Origin of the sequence: Niastella populi (assembly GCF_002078015.1) — a bacterium.
Lineage (GTDB): Bacteria > Bacteroidota > Bacteroidia > Chitinophagales > Chitinophagaceae > Niastella > Niastella populi.
The window spans coordinates 41,638-67,150 of the sequence record NZ_LWBP01000196.1; the positions used below are offsets into that span (position 1 = coordinate 41,638).

Here is a 25,513-nt window from a genome sequence, read left to right on the forward strand (position 1 = left end):
CTAGCTATTTTGTTCGATGAGGACACCATAATTACCTAACTGCTTAAATAACGATTGCCAATATGCTGAAATATATTTATATATTTTGGGGTTCCTTATTAATAGCTTACCTCAATACCCGGGCGCAAACCGGGCCTGTCAACTTCACTTCCCTGTCTACCCGCGACGGTTTGTTGTCCAATTCGGTAAATACTATTATAAAAGACCGTTATGGGCTCATGTGGTTTGGCACAGACGACGGGCTTGAAAAATATGATGGAACCAATTTTACCGCCTACCGTTACCAGCCTGGCGATACCACCAGCCTGCGCACCAATGAGGTGTTGGCATTACATGAAGACAGGTCGGGTAATTTGTGGGTTGGGACCAGCGGCGGCGGGCTCAGCCTGTACGACCGTAAAAATGATAAATTTTTACATTACCCGGTAAAGACCGGAACGGCCACGCTTTCGGGCAGCGACGTCATCAGGGGAATATGCAGCGACTACCGCGGCAAAATATGGATCGCTCAATACGAAGGATTGTACATGCTTGACCCCGAAACCCAGTCGATCTCAAAACACCTGCTGCGCGATGCAGCCGGCCGGCCGGTAAAAACAACCCTTTTAACTGTTTATGAGGACAGTAAACAACGTTTGTGGATCGCAACCGACAATGGGCTTTTCCTGTACAATATCAGGTTGAACAGTTTCAGGCTGTATGAAAATGATAAAACAGACGAATACAGCCTGCAGGTGAACAGGATACGAGCGGTTGCGGAAGACAAATGGGGCAATATATGGGTAGGCACTTCAACCGGGTTGAGCAGGCTGAAACCCGATGGATCGGGGTTTATACATTATAGCTATTTAAACGGTAATGAGATCAACAGCATAGCCGCCGACGACCAGGGGTTATTATGGATTGGCAGCTTTAACGGTTTATATGTTTATAATGTCCAGGCCGGAACATTCTCGGTTCATACCCATGAAAATGGCAATCATCAAAGTTTAAGCAGCAAACTGGTGCGGTGTATCTTTATCGACAAACAGGGCATTTACTGGTTTGGCACTTTCCAGGGCGGCATTTGCAAGTATGACAAAAATCTTAATTTATTCAACCTCACGTTAAGCAGCAGTTTCCAGGAGAACCGGTCGAACATCGCCGTTATCACCTCCATGGCCGAAAACAAAAATGGCGCAGTGTTATTGGGAACGAACGGCAACGGATTATATGAATTCGACCGCAGGAAAGACAAAGTGATCCCTGTACATGTTCCGCTGAAAAATGTACCGGCCGGTACGCTCACTGTCCTCGCCCTGCAACGCACCCGAACCAATAAGGTATATATAGGCACGTATGGCCATGGCGTGATCATCGCCGACCAGCACACCGGCGCCTGTAAACAACTGGTGAAAGGAAACGGCGTAAACGGCCTCACCGGGAACGACATTTTTTGTTTGTTCGAAGACAGTAAGGGAAATATCTGGATAGGCACCAATGGAGACGGCATTACTGTAGTGAATGATGACCGGGTAATGGCGCGGTATTCTCCCCAGCCTGCGGGGAGTGGCGTGGCGGCGTTGCCTATCAATGGCTATATACGGGCCATTGCAGAAGATGCCGGTGGCAATATATGGATAGGCACCCATGGCGGCGGTATAGCTGTGTACGAGCCGTCGACAGGAAAGTGGACCATCTACACGCAGGAGAACAGCCAGTTGCCGGGCAATAAGATCCAATGTCTTCACCGCGACCGCAAAGGGAAAATGTGGATCGGTACTTTCAGTGGTTTGGCCACTTTTGAAGCCGGTAAGCACCTGTTCACCCCTTATACAGAAAAAGACGGTTTGCAAAACAGCATGGTTTACCAGATCGTAGAAGATGCAACTGGCAGGTTATGGCTCTCTACCAATACCGGTATAACCCAATTCGACACAGATACAAAACGTTTCCGGAACTTCTCGCATCTGAATGGCCTTCAAAACTCAAATTATATTCGGGGCGCCGGTTTGAGGTTAGCCGACGGCGAACTGCTTTTCAGCGGCCTGGAAGGCTTCAATCATTTTTATCCCGACAGGCTTACCGTTAACCGGAATGTGCCGCAGGTTATTTTAACCGACCTGAAGATCTCTAACAAACCGGTTGCTGCCGGAAGCGATGCGCCAATCAAAGAACATATATCGGTTGCCGATGAAATACGGCTGAATTACAAACAAAACTTTGCGCTGAACTTTGTAGCGCTTAACTATACAATTCCGAGGCAGAACCACTACGCTTACAAACTCGATGGTTTTGACAGGGACTGGAACTATGTTGGCACCGCCAGCCAGGCCTCCTATACCAACCTCGATCCCGGCGAATATACCTTCAGGGTAAAAGCCGGTAACAACGATGGCATCTGGAGCACAAAAGACACGATCATAAAAATATATGTGAAGCCTCCTTTCTGGCGTACCGCCTATGCTTATATATTTTATGTGCTCGCGATCGGCGGACTGCTTCTTTACAGCAGGCACAAAGGCATTTCAAGAATAAGAAAGAAGTTTGCCCTGGAACAGGAGCGGCGCGAAGTTAAACGCGTACAGGAGCTTGACCGGATGAAGCTGAAATTCCTTACCAACCTCAGCCACGATTTCAGAACGCCCATTTCGTTGATCATGGGGCCGGTTGACCAACTGATCGAAGAAGAGGCTACTACCGGCAGACTCGAAAAACTGAATATGATCAGGCGTAATGCAAGAAGACTGCTGAACCTCGTAAACCAGCTGCTCGACTTCAGGAAGATGGAAGAGCATGAATTGAAATTACAGTTATCGAAAGGCGAGTTTATTTCCTTTTTAAAGGAAGTGACTGATTCTTTCCGGGATATGTCGGAAAGAAAACATATCAGCTTCACTTTCAAAAGCTGTATCGACCGGCTGGATGTTTTTTTTGATCGCGACAAAATAGAGCGCATTCTTTTCAATTTATTATCAAATGCATTCAAGTTCACCCTCGGGGGCGGCCATATTACCGTGGAACTGCAAAAAGCCGAAAGTTCAGACGACCAGGAACAAACCTGGGTGTGGATCAATGTAACGGATACAGGTATTGGCATTCCAACGGATAAGAAAGACCTTATATTCGACCGCTTCTTTCAAAACGATACCAGCGCCTCCATCCTTAACCAGGGCACCGGTATTGGTTTGTCGATAACCAAAGAGTTCATAAAATTACATGGGGGGAAAATTCAGGTAGAAAGCGAGCCGGGTAAAGGGTGCGCATTTACTATCCAAATTCCGCTGAAGCGTGTTCATGAAACAGCGGTTGAAAGTCAACAGGCCGCGCAAAAAGAACAGGATGTGCCCACCCCCCGTGCAAACAGGTTACCTGCTGCTGCGGAAGAAGGCAATATGAACGATGCGTTGCCTGTATTGCTGGTGGAAGACAATGATGATTTCAGGTTTTACCTGAAAGACAACCTGCGCGGCAGGTATAAAGTCATAGAGTCGGTCAACGGCAAAGATGGCTGGCAGAAAACGCTCTCGCAACATCCGCAACTGATAGTAAGTGATGTAAGCATGCCTGAAATGGATGGTATTGAACTGGTTAAAAAAATAAAAGCGGATAAAAGAACCAGCCATATTCCTGTGATCCTGCTAACGGCTATGACGGGCCAGGAACAGCAGATCAAAGGGTTGGAAACAGGGGCCAACGACTACATAACCAAACCGTTCAATTTTGAGGTTTTGAATGCCAAAATAAAGAACCTGCTGCAGTTGCAGAGCACGATGCAAAGCACTTATACGAAGCAGTTAAAATTTGCGGCACCGGAAGTGGAAATAGATTCCCCGGATGAAAAATTACTGACGACAATCGTGGGCTATCTTGAAAAAAACATCACCAACCCGCAATTGTCGGTAGAAAGCTTAAGCAGGCAGATTGGCATGAGCAGAAGCACCCTGTATACCAAACTGCTTGAGCTCACCGGCGAAACCCCGGTAGAGTACATTCGTTCTTTTCGATTGAGCAAAGCGGTTGCATTGATGGGGAAAAGCAATATGACCATTTCGGAGATCGCTTACCAGGTTGGGTTTACAACACCTAACTATTTTGCGAAATCGTTCAAAGGAAAGTTCAATATGCTTCCTTCCGAATTCATTGCAAAAATGCGAAAGGCAAACCCGGGCGGTGACAGTTAAAGGGAAGCCAGGTGCTTCTCCAAAAGAAAAACCCGGTTCCGTTCCCGGATCGTAAAAAACAATTTCAAAAAAATTGTTCCCGGCATTTATCATATGCCCACCGACCCCGCTTTTTATTTTTGGGTAATTCCTTTCCATTCATCCGTTCGGAAAGGTACGGCCGGCAGGCCTTCCGAATTTACCAGGTTGCATTCGGGATTGTCGGCCCATGCATATCGAACGGCCACCGGTTCCACCACTTTATCAGAACAGACAATCACTTCATTTCCTTTTCCCGGAGCCATCATGGCTGCTGCCCAATAAAATTGTTTGTCTTTACCGGCAATGGCAAAACCCGTTATTTTCTTCGAGCCGTTTGTTGAAAGGCCCAACCCCGTGTTGGCAAAACTGACCCTGATGCAGCTGCCATCTTTCCGGAAGGCCTGAAACGTTGGGCCCGTTGCGATGCATTCCTGTTTATAAACCATTTTATTGGCAACCAGGGCCAGGCGGCGGCCCACTTCCTGTTTATTTTTCGGATGGATATCATTCGCTTCGCCAATATCAATGGCGCAGGCCATACCGGTATTAGGCTGTGAAAGTGCCAGCGTTTGCGCTTCCCTCAGTTCAGCCCATTCGCTTTCAGACGGAAGCGGTTTTGTTTTCATATAATTGGCCAGCTGAACAAATAAAAACGGAAGATTTCCCTGCCGCCAGCGTTTTCTCCAGTCGGCGATCAGCATGGGAAATAATTTTCGATAATGGTAAGCCGCCGCTGCATTCGATTCGCCCTGGTACCAGATAAAGCCCCTGATACCATAAGGAATAACCGGGTGTATCATGGTATTAAAGAGTACAGTGGGGTAATACTGATAGTTGAGCATTTTCGGAAGCGCAGTTTCAAGATCTTTTTTAAACGCCCATTTTCCACTTAAAGAAATTGTAGAGCACCCATCCGTAATATAAATATCATCTGCTGCATTCAAACCGCCTCCGCCCCATAACATGGCTATTCTTACAGCAATGGCATTTTCTCCGCTCCTGGTTACACTGGCAGGAATGGTATAGGAATGTGCCGGACTGGCATTCCATACATTTTTACAAATTTCGTGGCCATTAAAATAAAGCGAGTAGTTCATTTCAGGATGGCCCATGTTAATGGTAACATCTTTTCCGGCAAAGGATGGCGGCAGCGATATTTTTTTCCGTAACCAAACCATTCCTTCATGATAGTCAACCCCGGGCTCTTTTATCACATCCGGCATTTCAATGGTTTTCCAGCCGGCATCATCATATTCCGGAACCGTAACTATCTTATCTGTATTATTCTGAGGGTTATATACAATGTGCCAAAAACGTATCAGGTTCAAACTGTCCTGCACAAAATCTTCCCGGTCGGGCATAAGCGTATCATTACTTAAAGTTCGTGCTTTGGTAATAGGTGAAGTAAGCAGCATTTCCCTGCTGGTCCATGCTTCTATCGGCGTTCCGCCCCAGGTGCTTTGTATAATGCCAACCGGAACGTTTTGGTCGCGGTGAATTTTACGGGCAAAATAGTAAGCAGCTGCAGAAAACGTTTTCACATTTTCGGAATCACAAACTTTCCATTTGCCGGCTGATATATCGGTTTGCGGTTTTACCTGCTTGCTGTGTTCAACAACCAGAAAACGTATTTGCGGAAAACCGGCGTTTGCAATTTCCTTATTTGCATCTTTAGCCTGTTGCACCTCCCATTCCATGTTCGACTGACCCGATGCCAGCCATACATCGCCGACAAGAATGCCCTTTAGTTTAATGCCGGAAGCTGGTTTTTCCGATTCAGCAATTTCAAGTACATAAGGTCCTCCTTCCCTGAAGATGGGAAATTTTACCTGCCATTTCCCTTCCTTATCGGCCCTGGCGGTAGCCTTTATATTTCCCAGTTTTGCCACCACCAGGGCGCCCGGAGTTGAATTCCCCCACACCGGGATATTGATGCCTCTTTGCAAAACCATACTATCACCGAACACTTTCGACAAAACGATCTGGGCATGAGCAGCTGTTCGAAGAATGAATATTGTTAACAGGGGGAGCAATACATGTATACCGGATCTCATTATTCTTTATTCGTATGTTATTGAAATTATTCAAGCACCATTACAAATCCACTATTGGGGTTAAGCGTAATGTCACATTTTTTTTGTGTTGCCGCATTCAGTACGGCTTTCGAAAATAATTCGCTGCCTGTTCCATCGGAGAACAGCGTTGCCTTGCTTTTTTTAAATGCTGTAATATCAAGGATTACTTTCTTTTCATTATTATCTCCATTGATACCCGCTATGTACCAGCGGTTGCCGCTTCGCCGTGCAATGACGGCATATTTGCCCGGGTAGCCATCTAAAAATCTTACATCGTCCCAGTTGCCGGGAAGCATTCTTAACAATGCTTTCACCTCGCCGGGCACCTGCATCATTCCTTCGGGCGCCTGCGCATAATGCTGTATACCCGATAAGAACAATACCGAAAGGGCCAGTTCGAAGGCAGGCGTGGTTCTTCTGATACAGTCTGAGGATGTAAGTCCCGTCAGGTTCATGGGCGTAAAATCCATAGGGTCGAACGCGTTCCTGGTGAACGGCAACATAGCGCAGTGATTGGCCTGCTTATCGGCTGCCTTCTGATCAAACGTTACCATCTCCATTCCATAAATGGCTTCGGCTGTCATAAGATGCGGGTATGTTTTTTGCCAGCCTCTCGGCAATGTAGCGCCATGAAAGTTCACAAGCAGCTTATATTTTGCCGCATCATTCAAAATATCGATGTAGTATTGGATCATGCTTTGACCATCTCCGCCAAAGAAATCGATCTTTATGCCTTTTATGCCCATTGCCTGCAGCCGGCCGAATTCTTTTTCCCGCCCTTCCTTCGTAAGCAACAGGTTTTTAGGATGATATTTGATCGTGTTCCAGTCTCCTGCGGAATTATACCATAAGATCAAGCCAACCTTTTTTTGTTTTGCATACGCCGACAGTTCCGCCACCTTATCATATCCGATCCTGGTATCCCAGTCTGCATCTATGAGGCAATACTGCCATTGCATGTCATGGGCGTAGTCGATATATTTTATTTGTTCGTCAAAGGTAATGTGGTCATCCTTGCTATTGATCCAGCTCCAGCTGGCTTTTCCGGGTTTTACAAACGAGGCATCTTTTAACGCCGCTGCCGGCGCCAGATCGGTACCCAATGTTGACTCTGCAATCGTTTTTAAACTCCCGATGGTTATAATGCGCCACGGGGTAAGCCACGGCTTATTGTTTTGCGGCAAATAGCCACCGCCTGTAAACACTTCCCTCGGATCGGCAAAGCCAATTGAATAAACGGAAGCGGCCGGGTCATTGATCAGTCTCGTACCGCAGTAAGTACCATCGAGCGCCGCTTCGGTGATCAGCACCCATATATCATTTGTTTTAAACAAAGCAGGGTACACCCAGCCCGACTTCAACGGTGAGGCAGTGCCAACGGCAATGTTCTGCAAATAATGTTCTTCATAGGACGGGTGGCAATGCTCATAACCTGTTTTTGCTTCACTCATCGGTTGCAGCCAGGCAGTTGTTTTGCTGTCAAATTCAAATGAGGAAACTTCTTTAACGATTGTTTCGTTGCTTTTTACCCAGGGAAAAGCATACCGGAAGGCCGCTCCGTCGTTGGATAGCCGGAAAATAATATCCATTGCTCTCTTTTCTTCATTCACAAAAGACATCACCAGCTGGCGGGCCTGGTAAACAATGCTGCTTTTTTTTGCATTCTTTGTTTGATAGCGGTCTGTTATATGTTCCGGCTTTGATATGTTTGCCAGTTTCAATCCCTGTGTAAAATCATGGCCTTTCATCATTACTCCTAAAACCGAAGGCTGAATGACGTTAGTGCCAGACTTTTGGATACTGTATTTTATTTCACCTGCCGGCGACAGGAATACATGTAGTGAAAGAGACCTGTCGGGACTATGCAATTGAGCAATTGGCTGCGCCTGCAGGTGATTACCTGGTCCGGTGCACCAGCCATTCATGCCAATAAGAAGCCATACCAAAAGAGATGTATTTCTCAAACTCATTTTCAAAACTGTTATTATTAAAATATCTTTATTTAGCCCCCGCCAAAAGCGCGTCAATCGTTCGCTGGTCTTTTACCGTATTGTTTTGCCTGTCCAAAGCGCCTCCTGTATCCCACCAAAATGGTTTTATTCCGCGGGCCAATGCTTCTTTGGTAACAAATGTTATCCAATAGTCCACCGAAGTGTTATGCAATGCCAGTTCTTTGGGAACATGCGCTGAACCATCGCGCCGGTAAGCGCCATACTCGCCCATAAGCACCGGAATGCCTTTATCAACAAACTTTGTTTTGATCTTCTCGAAGTCGGCAATATGTGCGCTCTCTTCTCCGTACGTAGGGTTTCGATCGGTTTCGATAGTTGAATGATTGCCGCTGCCCCAGTAGTAAACCATTTTACCCCAGCTTACGTCTTCGTTAAGGAAACAAAACTGTGACGGGGTGTAATTATGCACTTCAACCATCAGCCGGTCAGGCGCAGGGTCTTTCGGCAGTGTATTCATCAGGTCTGCTGTCAACGTTGCCGATGTATTGGGTCCCTGAAGTATAAGAACGCGGTGGCTGTTCCTTCCACCGGTGGATCGAACGGCATCAATGAAGGTCTGATGATATAACGCCAGCACGCCCATCTTTTCAGCATTATCGGCAGCCGGTTCATTCGCACTGGCAAACATCAGGTGCTCATCAAAGTCGCGCATGGAGGTAGCGATCTGCTCCCATAATGCTTTCTGTTTTGCACTCACGGAGTCCTGCTTTAGCTTACTAATGTTATTTTCCAGCCAGCCGCCATCCCAATGAATATTCAGCATAACGTACAGGCCGTTATTGACACAATAACCAACCACCTCTTTTACCCTGTTCATCCAGCTTTGCTCTATGTGTGCTGTGGCTTTGTTATCAACATGCGTATTCCATGCACATGGTATCCGAATGGCAGTAAAGCCCAACTGCTTTACTGCTTTTACATACGACTCGGTGATCAGCGGATTGCCCCAGGCCGTTTCTCCGCCTATAGCTTCCATTGTATTCCCAATGTTCCACCCCAATTTGAATTTTGAAGCCAGTTGCACGGCGGTGCTCATTCCGGCGGAATCTGCTGCTTTGGGCGATGTGTTATAAGAAGGATACATGGTAGCCCCCTGTGTAACCATTACTCTTCTTGCCTGTCCGTTTTCGGCGTTTACTGCGAGCGATACGGAACGGGTAGCGCCAGAGCCGTTGGCACCTGCTGTTAACGTGATGGTGGTGTTGCCGCTATTGCCCGATGATTGACTTAACTGCAGCCACGAAGGAGCCGCATTACTGATACTCCATTTTGCATTTCCGTTAATTGTAATTTCTGCCGTTCCCCCTTCTGCGGGAAGGCTGATCTGCGAAGGAGATGCGGAAAGTTCCGGAGCCGGCGAGCTGCCCTTTTTATGACAGTTGGTAAAAAGCAGTACGGCCATAACAAGCCCCATGATCCTGGTTAGCTTTACGAGCTTCATTTTTTTTGTATTCATAGTGGAAGCAATATTGTATCGTTTTACAAACCAACTGTTCGCACGTTATAGCGAACTCAATTGTATGTTGTAAAACTAGCCGCTGGTTCGTTGATAAAGGGCGCTCAAATGTTGCAGGTTATGGCAAAATATGTTGCAGCTGAATGATTTTCACGAGCTTTTTCCTCCCCCACCGCTTTTATTATGGTCTTTCTGTTTCACTAAAAGGCATCCCAACAATATGGGGCAAAACAGGCGGTAACCAATCCCTGTTTTTACCGCATTTTTATCAATTGACGATCAATTACTTTTTCCCGGCCAGGCAGGCAATCTTATTTCGCAGCGGTAGCAGTAGTTGTTGGAAAATCTGACCAAAAAAAGGCCGCCCAAATTACTTTTAGGCGGCCTCATTACTGAATAGCGGCGATCTAATGCGTATCGTAGTACTCTTTTGTTATATAATTGTAGATGTACCAATTACTGGCATCTTTTTTAGCAATGAGTTGCATTGTGCTGTCGGTAAGTGTTTTTACAGCCATTCTCGCGTTCCAGTTGGCTACCTGGCCGCCCTGTGCTTTGTCGTGCAAAACCTGGGCATCAATAGTTGCCAGCTCATTTGTAGCCGGGTACAACATGAATTTACCTGTTCCCGAATATTCGGGGAACATTTTATTATCGGCGCTGAAATTTGCATTACCAATCAAATCAAAGGTCATGGTACCGTAATCGCCAGCCGTAACGCCGGCCCAGGGAATATCTTTAAATGCAGGGTCCCATACCCATCCCGGGCCCGCAAAGTAAAATGGCCCTTTAAAATATTTACTCACCCCGTTTGCATCCAGATCCAGCACCCATGTTCTCGATTTTCCCAGTCCGCCGGTGAGTTTGATCCACATGGGGTCGCTTACTGTCTTTTCATCAATGGTATTTATAGTTACAAGCGTTGTATCGGCCAGCACAAGACCACCCGCACTTTCCACACCGTACACAAATTTGTAAGTTCCGGGGAAAGGAACATTGGTAGTGTCTTTTAATTTTATTGACTGTCCAAAAGGAGTAACCCAATATGGAGTAAGACCCGGCGTTAAACTTGTTAATACAATATCATTGGGGTTTGCCGATGAGGGTTCGATGGTGAACTTCAGATCTGACTTGTTGGCCAATGCACCCAATTCAAATATTTCAGGCCTGCACGAAGAATACAGCAGTGCTGATCCTAAAAATGCAAGTACTATTATTAAATTATTTCTCATTTCCTTTTATTTTTCGGTTATGACATGCGTATTACCAGCCGGCATTTTGCTTCAGCGTACCTGATGATAAAGTGATCTGGTCGTTAGGTATTTGCTGAAACCCGCGGGTTGCTTTTATGTTTGCCTCGAATTTTGAAGCTGTAGGTGGATTTGAAGTACCATCCTGGAAGTATGATACAGTTGTATTTGCAGCAATTGTGGAAGCGGCCACATCGATGCCCTGGCGTAACAGATCCCAATACCGCAGCCCTTCACCCGCAAATTCCAACCGGCGTTCCGCCAGAATTTCTGCTTCGGAAACAGCAGCGGCAGGAGCAGCTGAAGGATCTGCTCTAAGACGTACCTGGTTATAATAGCTTACGGCGTTGGGACTTCCCAGTTCTGCAGCCATCAGCAAAACATCTGAATAGCGAATGACGAAAAAGTCCTGGTACTGTCCGGTTTGAAAATTGGAAACAATAGAATTTCCATTCTGATCGCACTGCATGGCATATTTTTTCATAAAATATCCTGTGTATTCGCGGCAATCGGCTGATTTGGTGTAAGCAAGATTTTCGTCGGCTATCGATATGATGGTAGCAAAACGGCGTGTATCGGTTGAAGGATAAAGATTATAAAGCTTAGGATCAACAGTACACGCACCCCATCCGGCCTGGTAAGGATAAAGGCTTTCCGAACGGATTCCTTCCATTACCATCCACCTGTTACCGGTAGCATCTGCAGACCAGTTATCTGTTGAAGAATATTTAATTGCGAATACTACTTCCGGATTATCTTCACCGGCATAAGCAACATTTTTTGCTGTTGAAGCTGCAGGCCATAACGTGGTAAAATCGCTTACCAATGAATGTCCGCTATGGGCAATTACATCTTCTACTGCAGTCAAAGCCGTAGCTGCTGTTTCGCCGCCAATAGTACCTTTCCCATACAAACCAGCGTAGTATAAATAGGCGCGTGCCAATAAAGACTCAGCAGCCCATTTGGTTATTCTTCCGCCGGGTACGCTTTTGTAATTAGCCGAAGGGAGACTATCCGATGCTTCACGTAAGTCGGTCATGATCTGGGTAAACGTTTCTTCCGGCCCGGCTTGCGGCACATTGGCAATGGTAGGTGTTGTTACCAGGGGAACCTTTTCGAACAATCGAACCAGGTCTAAATAACAGTAAGCACGAATGAATTTCGCTTCGGCAGCATATTGTGTTCTTAACGCAGTACTGTCGCCCCATGCAACGTTGTCCATATTCTCCAGTAATACATTACAACGGTAAATGGTTTGGTAATACGCTTTCCAGCCCCCGCTATGAAAAGAAACATCCGAAGGTGAAATTGATTTATCAAATTCATCTACCATTGCCCATCCATACCCGTCGAAAGTTCCTGTGCCGCCAAAACTGTTGTCAGAGAAAACTTCCAGCAAAGCAGGGATCGCATCATTGTTATAGATCTGGTTAAGTCCATTGAAACAACCTACCAGCGCAGTATAAGCTTCAGAAGGCTTTTTATAATAAGAGAGCGTGGTTTGCTTAGCATCCGTCAATTCGGTCGTAAGAAATTTTTTGCAAGAACTGAATGCTATTATTGCAGCAACTGCAACAATTATATTTCTATATCCTTTTTTCATGAGTTTTGCTTTTTCTCAATTAGAAAATAATGTTCACTCCAGCCATATAAACCTTGGGGCGTGGATAAAATCCGTTGTCAACACCCTGTCCAAAAAAATAAGCGCCGCTTGCATCTGCAACAGAAGCCCCAACCTCAGGATCCATTCCTCTGTATTTTGTAAAGGTGACCGGGTTTTGAGCAGCTACATATAAGCGAAACTGGCTTAAATTTTTCCATCTAACGATCTTAGCCACGTCGTATCCGAGCGTAATGTTTGAAACCCTCCAATAGCTTCCATCATGAATATAGAGATCGGTAAATTCTACCCAGTTAGAACTGTTTTGCGTTATGCGGGGCATTGCATTCGAAGTACCCTCACCATGCCAACGGCTAAGCATATCGGTTGTCATGTTAGCCCATTGACCAGGCGAACGATATGACTGAACTATTTTATTTCCTGCAACGCCATTGGTTGTAACGGAAAGATCGAAGTTTTTATAGTTTGCCGAAAAACGGAAACCAAAAATATGATGCGGATTTGGATCACCGATATTGGTTTTATCTTTTGCATCAATTACTCCATCACCATTATAATCTACCAGTTTCAGATCACCGGGTTGTGCATTCGGTTGAAGCATTCCGTTTTTACCGGTCCAGGCAGCCACATCGGCATTATTCTGAAACACCCCTGCAGTTTTATACCCCCAGAAATAACCTATAGGGTTTCCTGCGGCAGCACGGAAGAATTCAGGGCCATTGACAAATAAACTGTTTGTACCGCCGTGAATGATGCCATCGGCAGTTGGAATATTGTTCACCACATTTTTATTGTAGGCATAAGAACCGGAAACATTATAGGTAAAACCGTTCCCGATATTTCCGTTATAACCTAACTGAAGTTCTATTCCTTTATTGGTAACATCTCCGCCATTGATGTATGGTGGATTGCTGACACCGGCAGTTGCCAGCAAAGGCGCTGCAATTAACCAGTCTTTGGTGGTTTTGTTGTACAGGTCAAGGCTCACGTCAAGTTTATTATTCAGGAACCTTGCATCGATACCGATATTGGTTTGACGGGAACTTTCCCATTTAGTATTTTCCACACCAATTGTTGAAGGATAGGAACCCTGTGTTAAAGTAGTATTATCACTGCCAAAATTGTATCGGGCGTTTGATAAGGAAATTAAAGACAGGTAGTTGAAGGCAGATATGCCATCATTACCGTTGGTGCCCCAGCTTGCCCTTACTTTCAGGAAGTTTAGCCAGTTTTTAGTTGATGTCATGAAATCTTCATTGCTTGCTACCCAGCCGGCAGAAAATGATGGGAAATATCCCCATTGACGGCCGGGAGCAAACATGGTAGAACCATCTGCACGGAAAATAGCAGAGACCAGGTATTTTTCTTTGAAACTGTAATTTACACGGCCGAAGAAAGAAGATTGCGCATACACTGCATTGGCATTTCCGCTCAGCGATATGGTATTGGTAACGGTTTGCCTGTTGGCTGCAGAAGTATCTGAGCTCATTGTAACAGAAGTTACCGTCGAATTACTCAGATACCCACGGTCAAAAGAACCGAATAACGTAGCGCCTGTATTACTTCCGCTCAACCATGTTCCCTGGTATTTCCTCATCGCACTACCGGCTAAAACATCAAATTTGTGCTCATTAATATTGAAAAGATAGTTTATCGTATTATCAAAGTTCCAGGTATACCCCTGAGAGCCGCCCTGGCTGATGTTTTCATAATCGTTAAAAGCATAGATCGATAACTTATCGTACACAGGCCTGTAGCTATGATTAGCCGAAGAAGAATAATTCAACCCGAAAACCGTTCTTATTCTTAAGTTTTTGACGGGCTGAAGCTCTGCATACACATCTCCCAGCAATCTTTGTGTTTTGCTTTCATTCTGATTATTGTATTGCATCAAGGCATAAGGATTCGCTTCGGTATTGTTCCATACTCCCCCATTATAGATAGTTGAATTGATACTGCTCAGGTATTTGCCTTTTTCATCGTACATAGCCAATAAAGGACTTGTGCCTATAGCCGCGGCCAACACGTTACCGGAATACAATCCGCCATCGGCAACGCCTTTTTGGTTGATATAAGAAAAAGTAAGATGCTCGCCTATTTTCAATACACCGTTGTACATTTTACGTTCGGTATTTGCACGGAAGTTGATACGTTTATAATTTGAGAGATTTTGACTGCCGATGATTCCACCCTGTTCCATATACGACCCACCCAACGAATAAGTTGATACGTCTGATCCGCCATTAGCGGCGATCGTGTAATTGCTGATCGGTACATTGGAAGAAAAGATCTGGTGAAGCCAGTCGGTACCGTGAGCAGGTAAAATGCTGCTTCCTTTGGCTAAATCGTCAATTTGCGCCTGTGTGAACAGCGGTACTTTACCGCTGTTAATGGCTGCCTCGTTCTGCATGGTTGCGTATTGCTCAGCATTCAGCAAAGGCAGTTTACGAGCTATATTTTGAACACCATAGTAAGCATCGATTGAAATTTGCCCGTCTTTTTTACCTGACTTTCCGTTTCGTGTGGTGATCAGAACAACTCCGTTTGCACCATTGATACCGTAGATGGCGCATGAGGCGGCATCTTTTAAAATATCAACTGAAGCAATATCTGCATTGTTTAAGTAGGTAATGTCATTGGTAATAACCCCGTCAACAACATAAAGGGGATTTGAGTTTCCGATGGTTCCGGCGCCGCGGATATTTACTTTAAAACCACCGCCGGGTTGCCCCGAAGTAGAGGTAATGTTAACCCCGGCAGCCTGCCCCTGCAATGCCTGCAAAGCATTTGTTGTATTTAATTTGGCGAGGTCTTCGCCTTTAACCTGGGAAGTAGCGCCCGTAACCAGTTTTTTCTTTTGAGTGCCGTAGCCGATAACGATGACGTTTTCCAGTTGATTCACAGCTTCCTGTAATTGTACAGTCAGGTTGCCTGTACCAACTTTAATTTCCTGGCTGGTAAAGCCCACAGCACTGATCTCAAGAACGTCTTTAGGTGATGCTTCGATCGTAAACTTTCCGGCATTGTCCGTAACAGTTGAACGATTGGTTTTCTTCACCGTAACCGTTGCCCCGGGAACCGGCGCGGCATGTTGATCTGCGACGGCACCACTCACCTTTGTGGATTGCGCAAAAGCATTGGTGTTTAAGAGGAATACAAGTAAAATACTCCACAGCATCATTTTTCGCAAGCGAATCGTTTTGGTTGGTTTCATATTTAGTTGTTTAGCTTAACTACAATTTTATCACTGTCTTTTTTCCCTTATACAACACTTCTTTTTCACTTCTTAAATCAAAATCAAGGGGCTGCGCCTCTTTTGGTGTAATGACATTGATACGAAACGTTCTTTTTTGCAGCATCCCATGGAACGATCCCCTGCAATCGCCAATGGTTACCGTTTTTGCCGCTTCATTATACTCTATATGTATAGTGGAAAATGCGCCTTTTTCGTAATCATAGTTCGTCCCTTCATCTTCATACAGATTGAACGAGGCATTTGCGCCTGTGTATACGTTCAGGGTGATGGTATCGGCCGGTTTTTCGGAAGTGTATTGTAACGCCGGTCCGAAAGGAACGATGGAGCCTGCTTTTACAAATACGGGCATACGTTCATAAGGCGTTCCGGCATTAATATGCTGCCCCCCCGCATACCATTTGCCTGAATAAAGATCATACCAGCCGGCACATTTTGGCAAATACAGCTCACGGCTGCGCTGCCTGTATTCATAAACAGGGTTTACCAGCAACGAAGAACCAAACATATATTGATCGCCGATATTTAAAACCGTTGTATCCTTTGCAAAATCCATTACCAGCCCGCGCATAATCGTATAATCTTCATGGTACGCCTGTGCTGCCAGTGAATAGATGTAAGGCATTAAACGGTAACGAAGGTTGTCATAATAAAGGAAGCTGTTATAGGCAGGATGCGCATCAGGAGCGATGTTGAAGATCTCCCGGTAAGGAAACTGTCCATGCGAACGGAACAAAGGAACAAATGCACCAAACTGGTACCATCGCGTATTCAATTCCCGCCATTCTTCCAGATCGTCAGCCGCGGGGTTTTCAAATTTTTCAGGCACCACAAATCCGCCGATGTCCATTGTCCAGTATGGAAGCCCCGACATGGAAAAATTAAGCCCGGCGGTTATCTGGTTTTTCATATCGCGCCAGGTTGAACCGATATCGCCACTCCATATAGCTGCGGCGTAACGTTGGGAACCGGCAAAACCTGAACGTGTTAAAAGAAACACGCGTTTACCCGGATCTGTTAGCCGTTGTCCTTCATAAATACCTTTTGCATTTTGTAACGGATAGGCATTCAAATATTCGGCAGCGCTGCCCAATGCCGTTGGCGACATCTGTTGTTTTCTTTTTTCAGGACTTACATTGGAAAGAATATCGGGTTCGCTGGCATCCATCCACCAGGCATCGATACCCTTGCTATAGATCTTTTTGTTGATAAGGTCCCAGAAGCCTTTTCGTGCATGTTCATTGAAAGCATCGTAGAAAGTAGAAACATATCCTTTGCCTATCCAGTCTCTTTGGCGGTCGGCGATGTTCCTTTTGTAAAGCCAGCCCTTCTTTTCAAACTCATTATAGGCTGGTATGCCTTCGTAAAACTTGGGCCATACCGATATCATTAGGTGCGTGCTGTACTTGTTGTGCAAAACATCGATCATACTGTCGGGAGAAGGAAAGCGGCTTTCATCAAACTCCTGGCTGCCCCAGGCTGCTTCTTTCCAGTAACTCCAGTCGAGCACTATATTGTCAATAGGAATTTTTCTTTTCCTGAATTCATCAACTGTCGCTACTATTTCAGCCTGCGTTTTATACCGCTCGCGGCTTTGCCAGAAACCCAGCGCCCATTTAGGAACGATCGGCGCTTTGCCGGTAAGCTTTCGATAACCGGCAATCACCTCATCCATGTTGCTGCCATGAACAAAATAATAATCAACCAGCTGACCTGCATCGGAAGAAAAGCTGAAGCTGTTCTGTTCTTCCAAAGGCAATGGTTCCTGCCATTTCAGGGAAAGATAGGATTCGCCGCCCTCGGGTGTCCATTCAATTTTCACCGGTATCTTTTCTCCTTTCTTAAAAGCGAAGGGAATTAATACCGGCGCGGGGTTCCAGGCCTTCCGCCAATGATCAACCACCAGTTTTCCGTTCAACCACATTTTCAACGAGCCGCCAAAGGTGAACCTGAATTGGTGAATCCCCGACAGATAACTGGCCATGCTGCCTTCCCAGGTCACTACGCCGCTTGCGGCGGTAAACGCTGCAGGCAGCAGCCGTTTTGAGTCGCCCTCGAACTCCATATTTATATTATCTTCCGCTCTTTCAGTAATTACCTCCTGCGGTTTTTGTTTGTTGTTGGCATACGAAGCCGTAAGCCAGCCGGCCTCCCCTGTTTTTGAGAACAATTGCATGGAGGTAAGTGGATGCAGGGGTCTGATGTCCCCGGCTGTCGTGAGTGAATAGTTATCCCACAGGATCCCATAGTTTTTGCCAGAGATCAGGAAGGGGATCGCCACTTCCGTATTGTTTTGAAAAAACTGCACCTGTTGTCCTTTATAATTATAAATACCATCCTGGTGCTGACCAAGGCCATACCATGCATCGCCGGGCGTGGTTTTAAAAGTTTGAATGAGTTTATAAGCGCGTTTCCCGTCAAATACCACCGGTTGAAAAGTTCTTCCCAACGGTCCTTTTTCGCTCAATATTATTTTGCCGTTGCGGTCAAGGAAAGAAACAGCCCCTGTTTTTGCATCAACAACGGCGGTAAGGGTGCTGGTTTTTAGACTAATGTTGTCTTTAGAAGGAATGATGGTCCAGGTAACCCCGGGACTTTTTTTGTAAACCGTAACGAGGCTTTCTCTGGCCGGCAATTCTTTTCCCGGCACTGCCATCACCCGTATAATATTGTCTGTAATAACTTCAAGCTTCACCGCCACCGGGGTGCCGGTAACAAGCGGATCGGTAAAAACGATCACTCCGTCGGGAGTTGTTTTATAGAAGGGAGATTCTGCCAGTAAGCTATTAATAAGCGAAGAACCGAGCATACAAAACAGTAGCAATCGTAATTTCATATCAAGCAATTCAGAGATTATAATTGCTGTAAAACTATTGATATGGTGCTTTACAAAGGGCCCTCATATGTTGCAAATGACGGCCTGAAATGTTTCAAAAATACCGGGAATGCTTCGGAGGAAGGATTCCCGGCAACTGTTGAAAGATCTGTCAATTAATGATGAAGACTCGTTCACCGTTTCAAAATTCTCCGGAAAACACCGGGCAGATGTTGCCAGGCAGGCCGGATGCAGGTACATGGTGGTAACTTCAAGACTGAGCTACATTTAACCATGGCAGGCATCTTAATTTGCTTAATTGAAGTATGGGTTTTGCAATCAAAAATTGAATTGTTTAATTATTTTATCTTCACTACCCTTATATTATCAAATGCGGCATTGAACCCGGTGGCTGTTGGGGAAGGCGAATTATTGATAAGCCAGATATGAACACTTCCCGACCCGGAACTTCCTAACAGATCCCTTAACGAAGGGGCCATTATACCGGTTCCATTATTCGTAAGGAACATCGATAACGGAATGGAAAAAGTTTGCCATCCTGAACTGGAATAATTGAAAGTATTTCCGTCTGCATCCTTCCAGGGCTCATAACGGCCAACATAAGCCGTATTATAATCTTTTACCACATAGATCGATCCGCCATTCCAGGGGGCAGGCACGTTCACTTCAAATTTCAGTGCATAGTCGCCAACAGGCACATCCAGACTGTCGACCGGTACCCATTGGGTACCATTGGTATTGATGCTGCGTCCTCCATTCCACCAGCTCCATTCGTTGGGACTTAACGGCGGGTCGGTCATGATGGCATAAGTACCCCTGTTACCCATAAAAAGCGGATCATTATTGCTGGTGGCGGTGGCTCCCCAGCTATAAGTGTTTACATCATCAAAATTGCACAGGGCGCCGGTGGTTACATCGTTCATATTAAATACGGTGGCGGCCGTTCCTGATTCGGTAGTGATCTCCAGCGGGGCGCTTTGAGTGAGCGAAGGAACAATAAACCCTACCGATGTACCGTCATCGGCTTCTTGCCAGTTGCTTACCGCCGAACCGGCGAATGTGATGCTTTTTATGAAAAAGAAATTCAGACCATATACGCGTACCGAATCACCGGCATTGGCGTTCTCGTTTGAGATTGCCGTAATGGTGGGCGGCGGCGCTACGATGTTAAATGTAAAAGTTGTTGTTCCATTGGGAGTAACATATCGTATAGTATTGAGTTGATCGGCAGCTATAGAAGGGAACGGGATCACCGCAGGCACCTGTACAGCGGCGGTGGCTTCTGAAAACAGGGCGCTGTTAAATGAGGCCGGAACGCCATTGAAAAGTATTTGCGTGGCGCCATTTAAGTTGTGCCCCTCCAATACGATCCATTGCCCGGGCAGCAGGCTGTTGAGCACAGTGTCGACGGGCGCCAGTGCATAATTGCGCACACCTGTTATTACGGGGCCGTTGGAGGTTTCTTTTTTACATGCCGGAAGCGACGAAACGATCACTGCCAGGCACAACAATATGAAGCAGTGAGCAGATCTATATAATATCTTTTTCATTATTGTCTTTTTTGTTTGACAGGAAAACTGGCCAGGATGTGCCACACCGGTACTTAGCGAACAAGCGGTGTGGCACATCTGCTTAATAATACGCTACCGGCGGTTCCGCCAATTTTGGATTTGCCGTTAATTCGGTAGCAGGTAACGGCAGAGTGAATGTGTTTACGGTGGCAGGTGTTATAGCTACATTGTACGGAGTTGGTGTAGCGATGCCATTGCTGTAGGTAAACAATTGCCGTTTTTGATTATTAATGGTACTGATGGCTTTGGGGGCATTATAATAGGACAGCCGAACAAGATCGAACCAGAAATGGCTTTCATAAGCCAGCTCGATCCTTCTTTCCCTGAACAGCGTATCCCCGGTGATCAACGGTGCAGGATCTACGCCGGCCCTTGTTCTTACCTTATTGAAGTACTTCAGCGCTTCTGCATCGGTAGTGGAAGCATTGTTGCCCAGGATAGCATCTGCATAAACAAGATACACATCGGCCAGCCGCAGGATGGCATTATGTTCTATAGACGACCACAGGTCCATGGTAGGTGAATTGTTATCGGCAGCGGTGCCTACTATATGTTTTTTAAGGCTGCATCCTCCTGATTTGAACCCGCCGCCGGCAGCATTCAGTTCGGGATAAAAATCGCCGGTAAGCATAAACGAAGCTTTCCGCCTTATTGAATCCTGTGCGGTATACATGGTATACAGATCGTAAGTAGGTCCTATGGCGCCGCCCCAGCCACCGCCGCCTGTTACCAGGTCGCCGCTGGGCGCATACTGCGCCTGTAGCGCATTGCCGTATGCATAACCCACTCCGGGCGCCCATTGCAACGCAAACAAAGATTCGGGGTTGTCGTTGTACTGTGTCCTGAACAAATTGTAATAACCGGGCAGCAGCGATAAGCCGCTTTTATTGCACACATTGCCGGCATACAGTTTAGCGCTGTCTAACAATGCCTGGTTGCGGGTCATGTTCTGGTCAAGACCGGCCCAGGTTAAATATACCTTACTCAGCATGCCCTGCGCCGACCATGTGGTTACCCTGCCGGGCGCATCTGAAGCCGGCAGATGCTGCGCTGCATACGTGAGATCGCCGGCAATGAACTTATATACATCGGGCACGGTGTTACGGCGTACCAGCGGTGAATCTATCAACCTGGTATTATCCTCAATTAAAGGTACGGCGCCCCACAACTGTACCAGGTGAAAATAGGCTGTTGCGCGAATGAACCTTGCTTCGGCCAGTGCGGCATTCACATCTTTTGCCGGAATGGTGGCAGGCGATTTTGACCTGATGGAATTGATGGTAACGTTGCAATGCGCAACGATCTTGAAAAAGCCACGCCAGGTATTGGCAAGCTGACTGTTGTCGCCGGTAATGGAGAAAGTTGTGAACTGCACCAGATCGGCATTGTACGGTTGCAGCAGATTGCCGCTTAAGATATCGCCTATGCCCAAATACGGAAAATAGATCCAGTCGAACCAGATAGGGCCGCCATACAAGCCGGCTGTAGCCAGCCTCAGGTCTGCGGCGGTCTGATAAAAATTATCTGACGTAACCTGTGACAATGAAGGGCGATCGAGAAAATTTTTCCGGCAACTCACTGTAACCGCCAGTACTAACAGCAGTGGAATTAATATTTTATATGTTGATTTCATATGGTTCTTATTTACTTGGTTAACGCAAGGTTGGCTCCTATTGTAAATACACGCGGCTGTGGATAAAAACCATTATCTACACCGGCCAGCAGCGGGTTCCACGAACCGATCTCGGGGTCCATACCCCTATACCTTGAAATAATGAATGCATTGGTTACATTGAAATATACCCTTAAAGAATGCATATGCACTTTCGATAACAGTTTCTCTGGTAATGTGTAGCCCAGCGAGATGTTCTTACACCGGAGAAATGTACCATCCTCTATATACCTGTCGGATATACGCTCATTGTCATTTCCGCTGCTCTGGCTTATTCTTACAATATTTGTTGAAGGGTTGGATACATATACGTTGTTGACATCGGTAGCCGACCCGTTTTTATCGATCAGCTCGAGCCGCGCATAATCGAGCACCGATTTGAAGTAACCGAAGTTCTGATTGGGGTTATCGCCGGTGATGCGCAATGTGTTCAATACTTTATTGCCGATATTGGCACTGAAGAAAACATTCAGGTCGAAGTTTTTATAAGAGAAAGTATTATTGAACCCGATCTGAAATTTAGGTATCGGAGAACCTAAATATGTTTGATCGCGCTGATCGATGAGCGTGTCGCCGTTCAGGTCGCGAAACTTTACATCACCAAGCCAAACACCGCCGGTAGTGGGCGTAATGGGTATTTTAACACCGGTAGTTGGGTTCACCGGAATGGCGGGATGGGTTTTGAAATCCTCTGCGCCCGTGAAGAGGCCATCGGTCTGGTAGCCCCAGAACTCACCAATGGATCGGCCCACTACCGATTTGGCAGCGATGGTAGTACCATAGTAACCATACAATGCCGCACCCTCTGAATTAAGCGCCAGGATCTTGTTGGTATTATGCGATACGGTCACATCCGTTTTCCAGGAAAAGTTTTTGTTCCTCACATTTACCGAACTGATCCGCAGATCGAAACCTTTGTTGCTGACAGCAGCTATGTTCTTGTAGGGCGCAGCCAGCGAACCTGGCGACCAGCTGGTAGAAGGGATGGTACCGGAATATAAAGGAAGGGGCAGGCTTAATAACAGTCCGTCTGTTTTACGGTCGTAATAATCAACTGAAAAACTGATGCGCCAGTTAAAAAATGCGCCATCCAGACCAACATTCGCGTATTTTGTTTTCTCCCATTGAACTAACGGGTTGGGTAAATTTCCTGCCAGTTGCGATATACCCGATAAACCGGTGGAAATGGTATTCAATGAAGCTACATAGCTGTTGTCGGCAATGTTCTGGTTATTGGTAAGCCCATAACCAACCCGCAGCTTCAGCTCATTTACGGCGGTCACCTGTTTAAAGAAATCTTCATTGTTGATCTTCCACGCCAGTGCGCCCGACCAGGTGGCTACCCAGCGGTTGCCGGGAGCAAATTTCGAAGAACCATCAAAGCGGATATTTCCCGTGAGCAGGTACCTGTCGTTGTAAGCAAAATTAAGCCGGCCGAAATACGACTCCTGGGCGTTTTGTCCTTTATCGCCCGTGTTGGTTGCCGTTGTGGCATCGCCGCTGTTAATGGCCTGCACATTGTTCGAAGGGAAATTCCTGCGGGTAGCGGAAACATTTTCGAAGGTACTTAGCTGCGCTTCATGCCCCAGCAGGGCATTCACATTATATTTATTGGCGAACAACCGGTTATAGGTTAGATAGTTCCTGAGCGTTGTATAATAGTTCTGCCCGTAGTTATATGTCGATGAATTCACTTTATTGGTAACATTGCCCATTGTGTAGGTGGGCGTAAAATGGTCCTGCGTACCAAAATCGAAACTGCCCGATACCTCATTCCTGAGCGTGAGGTCGCGGGTAAAGGCTATTTCCGCATAAGCGTTGCCAAAGATCTGGTTTCGCTTCTTCTGGTCTTTTATTATAAGCGCAATGGCATAAGGGTTCGTGGCATAGGCCCCATATATATTGGGATCATTACCGCCCCAGCTTCCATCGGCGTTCTGCACATTTACATCGGGCGTTTGCATAAGCGCCGTTGAAATTACGTTCGAGTTGGTAGTATTCACTTTTTCCCCGATGCGCACCAACTGCAGGCTGATACCGGTTTTGAGCCAACTGGTAGTTTTGTTGTCGAGGTTCAGCCGTACCGATGCGCGGGTAAAGTTCGATCCCAGCGCAATGCCCTCCTGCTGAAAATAAGAACCGGAAAGCAGGTACTGCGTTCTGTTATCGCCACCGGCTACGGTAATACTGTGATTTTGCATAGGGGCGTTCCTGAATAACACCTTCTGCCAGTTGGTGCCTTCACCCAGGTATTGGGGATTAGTGAATTGCGGCCGGAGATCGTATCCTATAACAGCCGATTTTTCATTCATGAACTGTGCATATTCCCGCAGGTTCATGGTAGCATATTCTTTTGGCAACTGCTGTTTACCGGCGTACATATCATAAGTTATTTTCGGTGCACCGGCCTGCCCTCTTTTGGTGGTTATAATGATAACGCCATTGGTGGCCTGTGAGCCATAGATAGCGGTGGCCGATGCGTCTTTTAAAACATCGATCGATTCCACTTCAGAAGGATTGATTCCTGCCAGCGGGTTACTGCCGCTGCCGCCTATACCGGTTCCGCCAATAATAACGCCATCGATCACATAAAGAGGCGGGTTATTACCAAAGGACGACAAACCGCGGATCTGTATGGAAACAGCGCCGCCGGGCTGGCCGGAGATCTGTTGCACTACAGCGCCGGGCACCTTACCCTGTAAGGCCTGGTCGATCGTTACCGGCTGCACTTTCCTTATATCATCGCCGGAAACGGATGAAATGGCCCCGGTAATGTCTTTTCGTTTTGATTTACCATAACCAATTACCACCACATCGTCGAGCTTTATGGAGTTCTGCTCCAGCTTTACTTCCACTTTAATGTTCTTACCTACCTTAATTTCTTTCTGCAGATAGCCGATCATGCTTATTATCAACACATCGCCTTCTTTTGCTTCGATAGTAAAAGAACCATTGTGATCCGATGAAGTGTTGGTGCCCGTACCGGTAATAAAAATAGTAGCGTCCTGAATGGGCCTGCTGTCGGCAGAAGCGAAAACTTTACCGGTTATCTTTTTCAAACCGTCTTTTTCCTGCGCCCGGCCGGGCGAAATGCCGAGGAACATACAGGGGATACTCCATAGCAGTACTTTTTTTTGTAAAATCGTTAGTAATCTCATAAGCAAACAATTACGTTAGCATTAAAAAATAAACTGTTGAATCTTGGTCTTTGAAATTTTCAGTAGGGACAGGATACTGCAACAAAAATCTTTTTGTGCGATTTAATAAGTTATAGTTTAAGTGAAACAGTTGTCAGGAATGGCATAAATAGCGCCCGGCAGGGCATTGAACAGCGAAGGGCATAGAACACCCCAAAATGGCATTGGCAGCAATTTCATATGAAGCAATTGAAGGTTAATTAATTGTTGTAAAATTATCATTATGGCCATTTATTCAGGGCCGTCAAATGTTGCAACTGATGGTACGAAATGTTACAAACGAATGGCTTTCACAGTTATTCCCACAAACAAAAAAGCAACGGGCGTTCTACAGCCCGTTGCGTTCCGTTTTGAAAAGGACGGCCGGAGCCTGACAATTTTTGCTT

Annotated in this window: 12 protein-coding genes; 2 read left to right on the forward strand and 10 right to left on the reverse strand. The window is 46.1% G+C overall.

Annotated elements, in window-relative coordinates; translation table 11 throughout:
• The first annotated feature begins 62 nt into the window (after nt 1-62).
• Nucleotides 63-4,163 carry a hybrid sensor histidine kinase/response regulator transcription factor gene (locus A4R26_RS21170; RefSeq protein ID WP_081168088.1) on the forward strand — a complete coding sequence of 1,367 codons (4,101 nt, stop codon included), beginning with the start codon at nt 63-65 and terminating at the stop codon, nt 4,161-4,163.
• Nucleotides 4,164-4,276: 113 nt separating this feature from the next.
• On the opposite strand, the gene A4R26_RS21175 is transcribed toward A4R26_RS21170, so the two are convergent.
• The 7 genes from A4R26_RS21175 to A4R26_RS21205 all read right to left on the reverse strand — a co-directional run bounded on the left by A4R26_RS21175 (nt 4,277) and on the right by A4R26_RS21205 (nt 18,687).
• Nucleotides 4,277-6,238: a sialate O-acetylesterase gene (locus A4R26_RS21175; protein ID WP_081168091.1), complete on the reverse strand. Its 1,962-nt coding sequence runs from the start codon at nt 6,236-6,238 to the stop codon at nt 4,277-4,279.
• Between the two features lie 26 nt (nt 6,239-6,264).
• Complete coding sequence (locus tag A4R26_RS21180) at nt 6,265-8,229, reverse strand: glycoside hydrolase family 97 protein (protein ID WP_242674978.1); 1,965 nt, start codon at nt 8,227-8,229, stop codon at nt 6,265-6,267.
• A 28-nt stretch (nt 8,230-8,257) separates the two neighbouring features.
• On the reverse strand, nt 8,258-9,727 hold the full coding sequence (locus tag A4R26_RS21185; RefSeq protein ID WP_207625795.1) for a cellulase family glycosylhydrolase: 1,470 nt from the start codon (nt 9,725-9,727) through the stop codon (nt 8,258-8,260).
• 407 nt (nt 9,728-10,134) lie between these two features.
• Nucleotides 10,135-10,959, reverse strand: coding sequence for a hypothetical protein (locus A4R26_RS21190; protein WP_081168094.1), 825 nt, complete (start codon nt 10,957-10,959; stop codon nt 10,135-10,137).
• 31 nt (nt 10,960-10,990) lie between these two features.
• Nucleotides 10,991-12,496 carry a RagB/SusD family nutrient uptake outer membrane protein gene (locus A4R26_RS21195; protein WP_207625796.1) on the reverse strand — a complete coding sequence of 502 codons (1,506 nt, stop codon included), beginning with the start codon at nt 12,494-12,496 and terminating at the stop codon, nt 10,991-10,993.
• 103 nt (nt 12,497-12,599) lie between these two features.
• Nucleotides 12,600-15,812: a SusC/RagA family TonB-linked outer membrane protein gene (locus tag A4R26_RS21200; RefSeq protein ID WP_081168103.1), complete on the reverse strand. Its 3,213-nt coding sequence runs from the start codon at nt 15,810-15,812 to the stop codon at nt 12,600-12,602.
• 19 nt (nt 15,813-15,831) lie between these two features.
• Entirely contained in the window at nt 15,832-18,687 is a 2,856-nt protein-coding gene (locus A4R26_RS21205) for a TIM-barrel domain-containing protein (protein ID WP_081168106.1), read from the reverse strand.
• A 109-nt stretch (nt 18,688-18,796) separates the two neighbouring features.
• Here A4R26_RS21205 and A4R26_RS35080 point away from each other — a divergent pair, with 109 nt between their 5' ends.
• Nucleotides 18,797-18,958 carry a hypothetical protein gene (locus tag A4R26_RS35080; RefSeq protein ID WP_165760360.1) on the forward strand — a complete coding sequence of 54 codons (162 nt, stop codon included), beginning with the start codon at nt 18,797-18,799 and terminating at the stop codon, nt 18,956-18,958.
• Nucleotides 18,959-19,025: 67 nt separating this feature from the next.
• Here A4R26_RS35080 and A4R26_RS21210 read toward each other — a convergent pair whose 3' ends face one another.
• From A4R26_RS21210 to A4R26_RS21220, 3 genes are all read right to left on the reverse strand, one after another.
• The gene (locus A4R26_RS21210; protein WP_133054746.1) at nt 19,026-20,237 is read right to left on the reverse strand and encodes a glycan-binding surface protein; all 1,212 of its coding nucleotides are present in this window, start codon (nt 20,235-20,237) and stop codon (nt 19,026-19,028) included.
• Nucleotides 20,238-20,319: 82 nt separating this feature from the next.
• On the reverse strand, nt 20,320-21,891 hold the full coding sequence (locus A4R26_RS21215) for a RagB/SusD family nutrient uptake outer membrane protein (RefSeq protein ID WP_081168114.1): 1,572 nt from the start codon (nt 21,889-21,891) through the stop codon (nt 20,320-20,322).
• Between the two features lie 11 nt (nt 21,892-21,902).
• A complete protein-coding gene (locus A4R26_RS21220) occupies nt 21,903-25,088 on the reverse strand; it encodes a SusC/RagA family TonB-linked outer membrane protein (RefSeq protein WP_081168118.1) in 3,186 nt (1,061 codons plus the stop codon).
• Between the last annotated feature and the right edge of the window lie 425 nt (nt 25,089-25,513).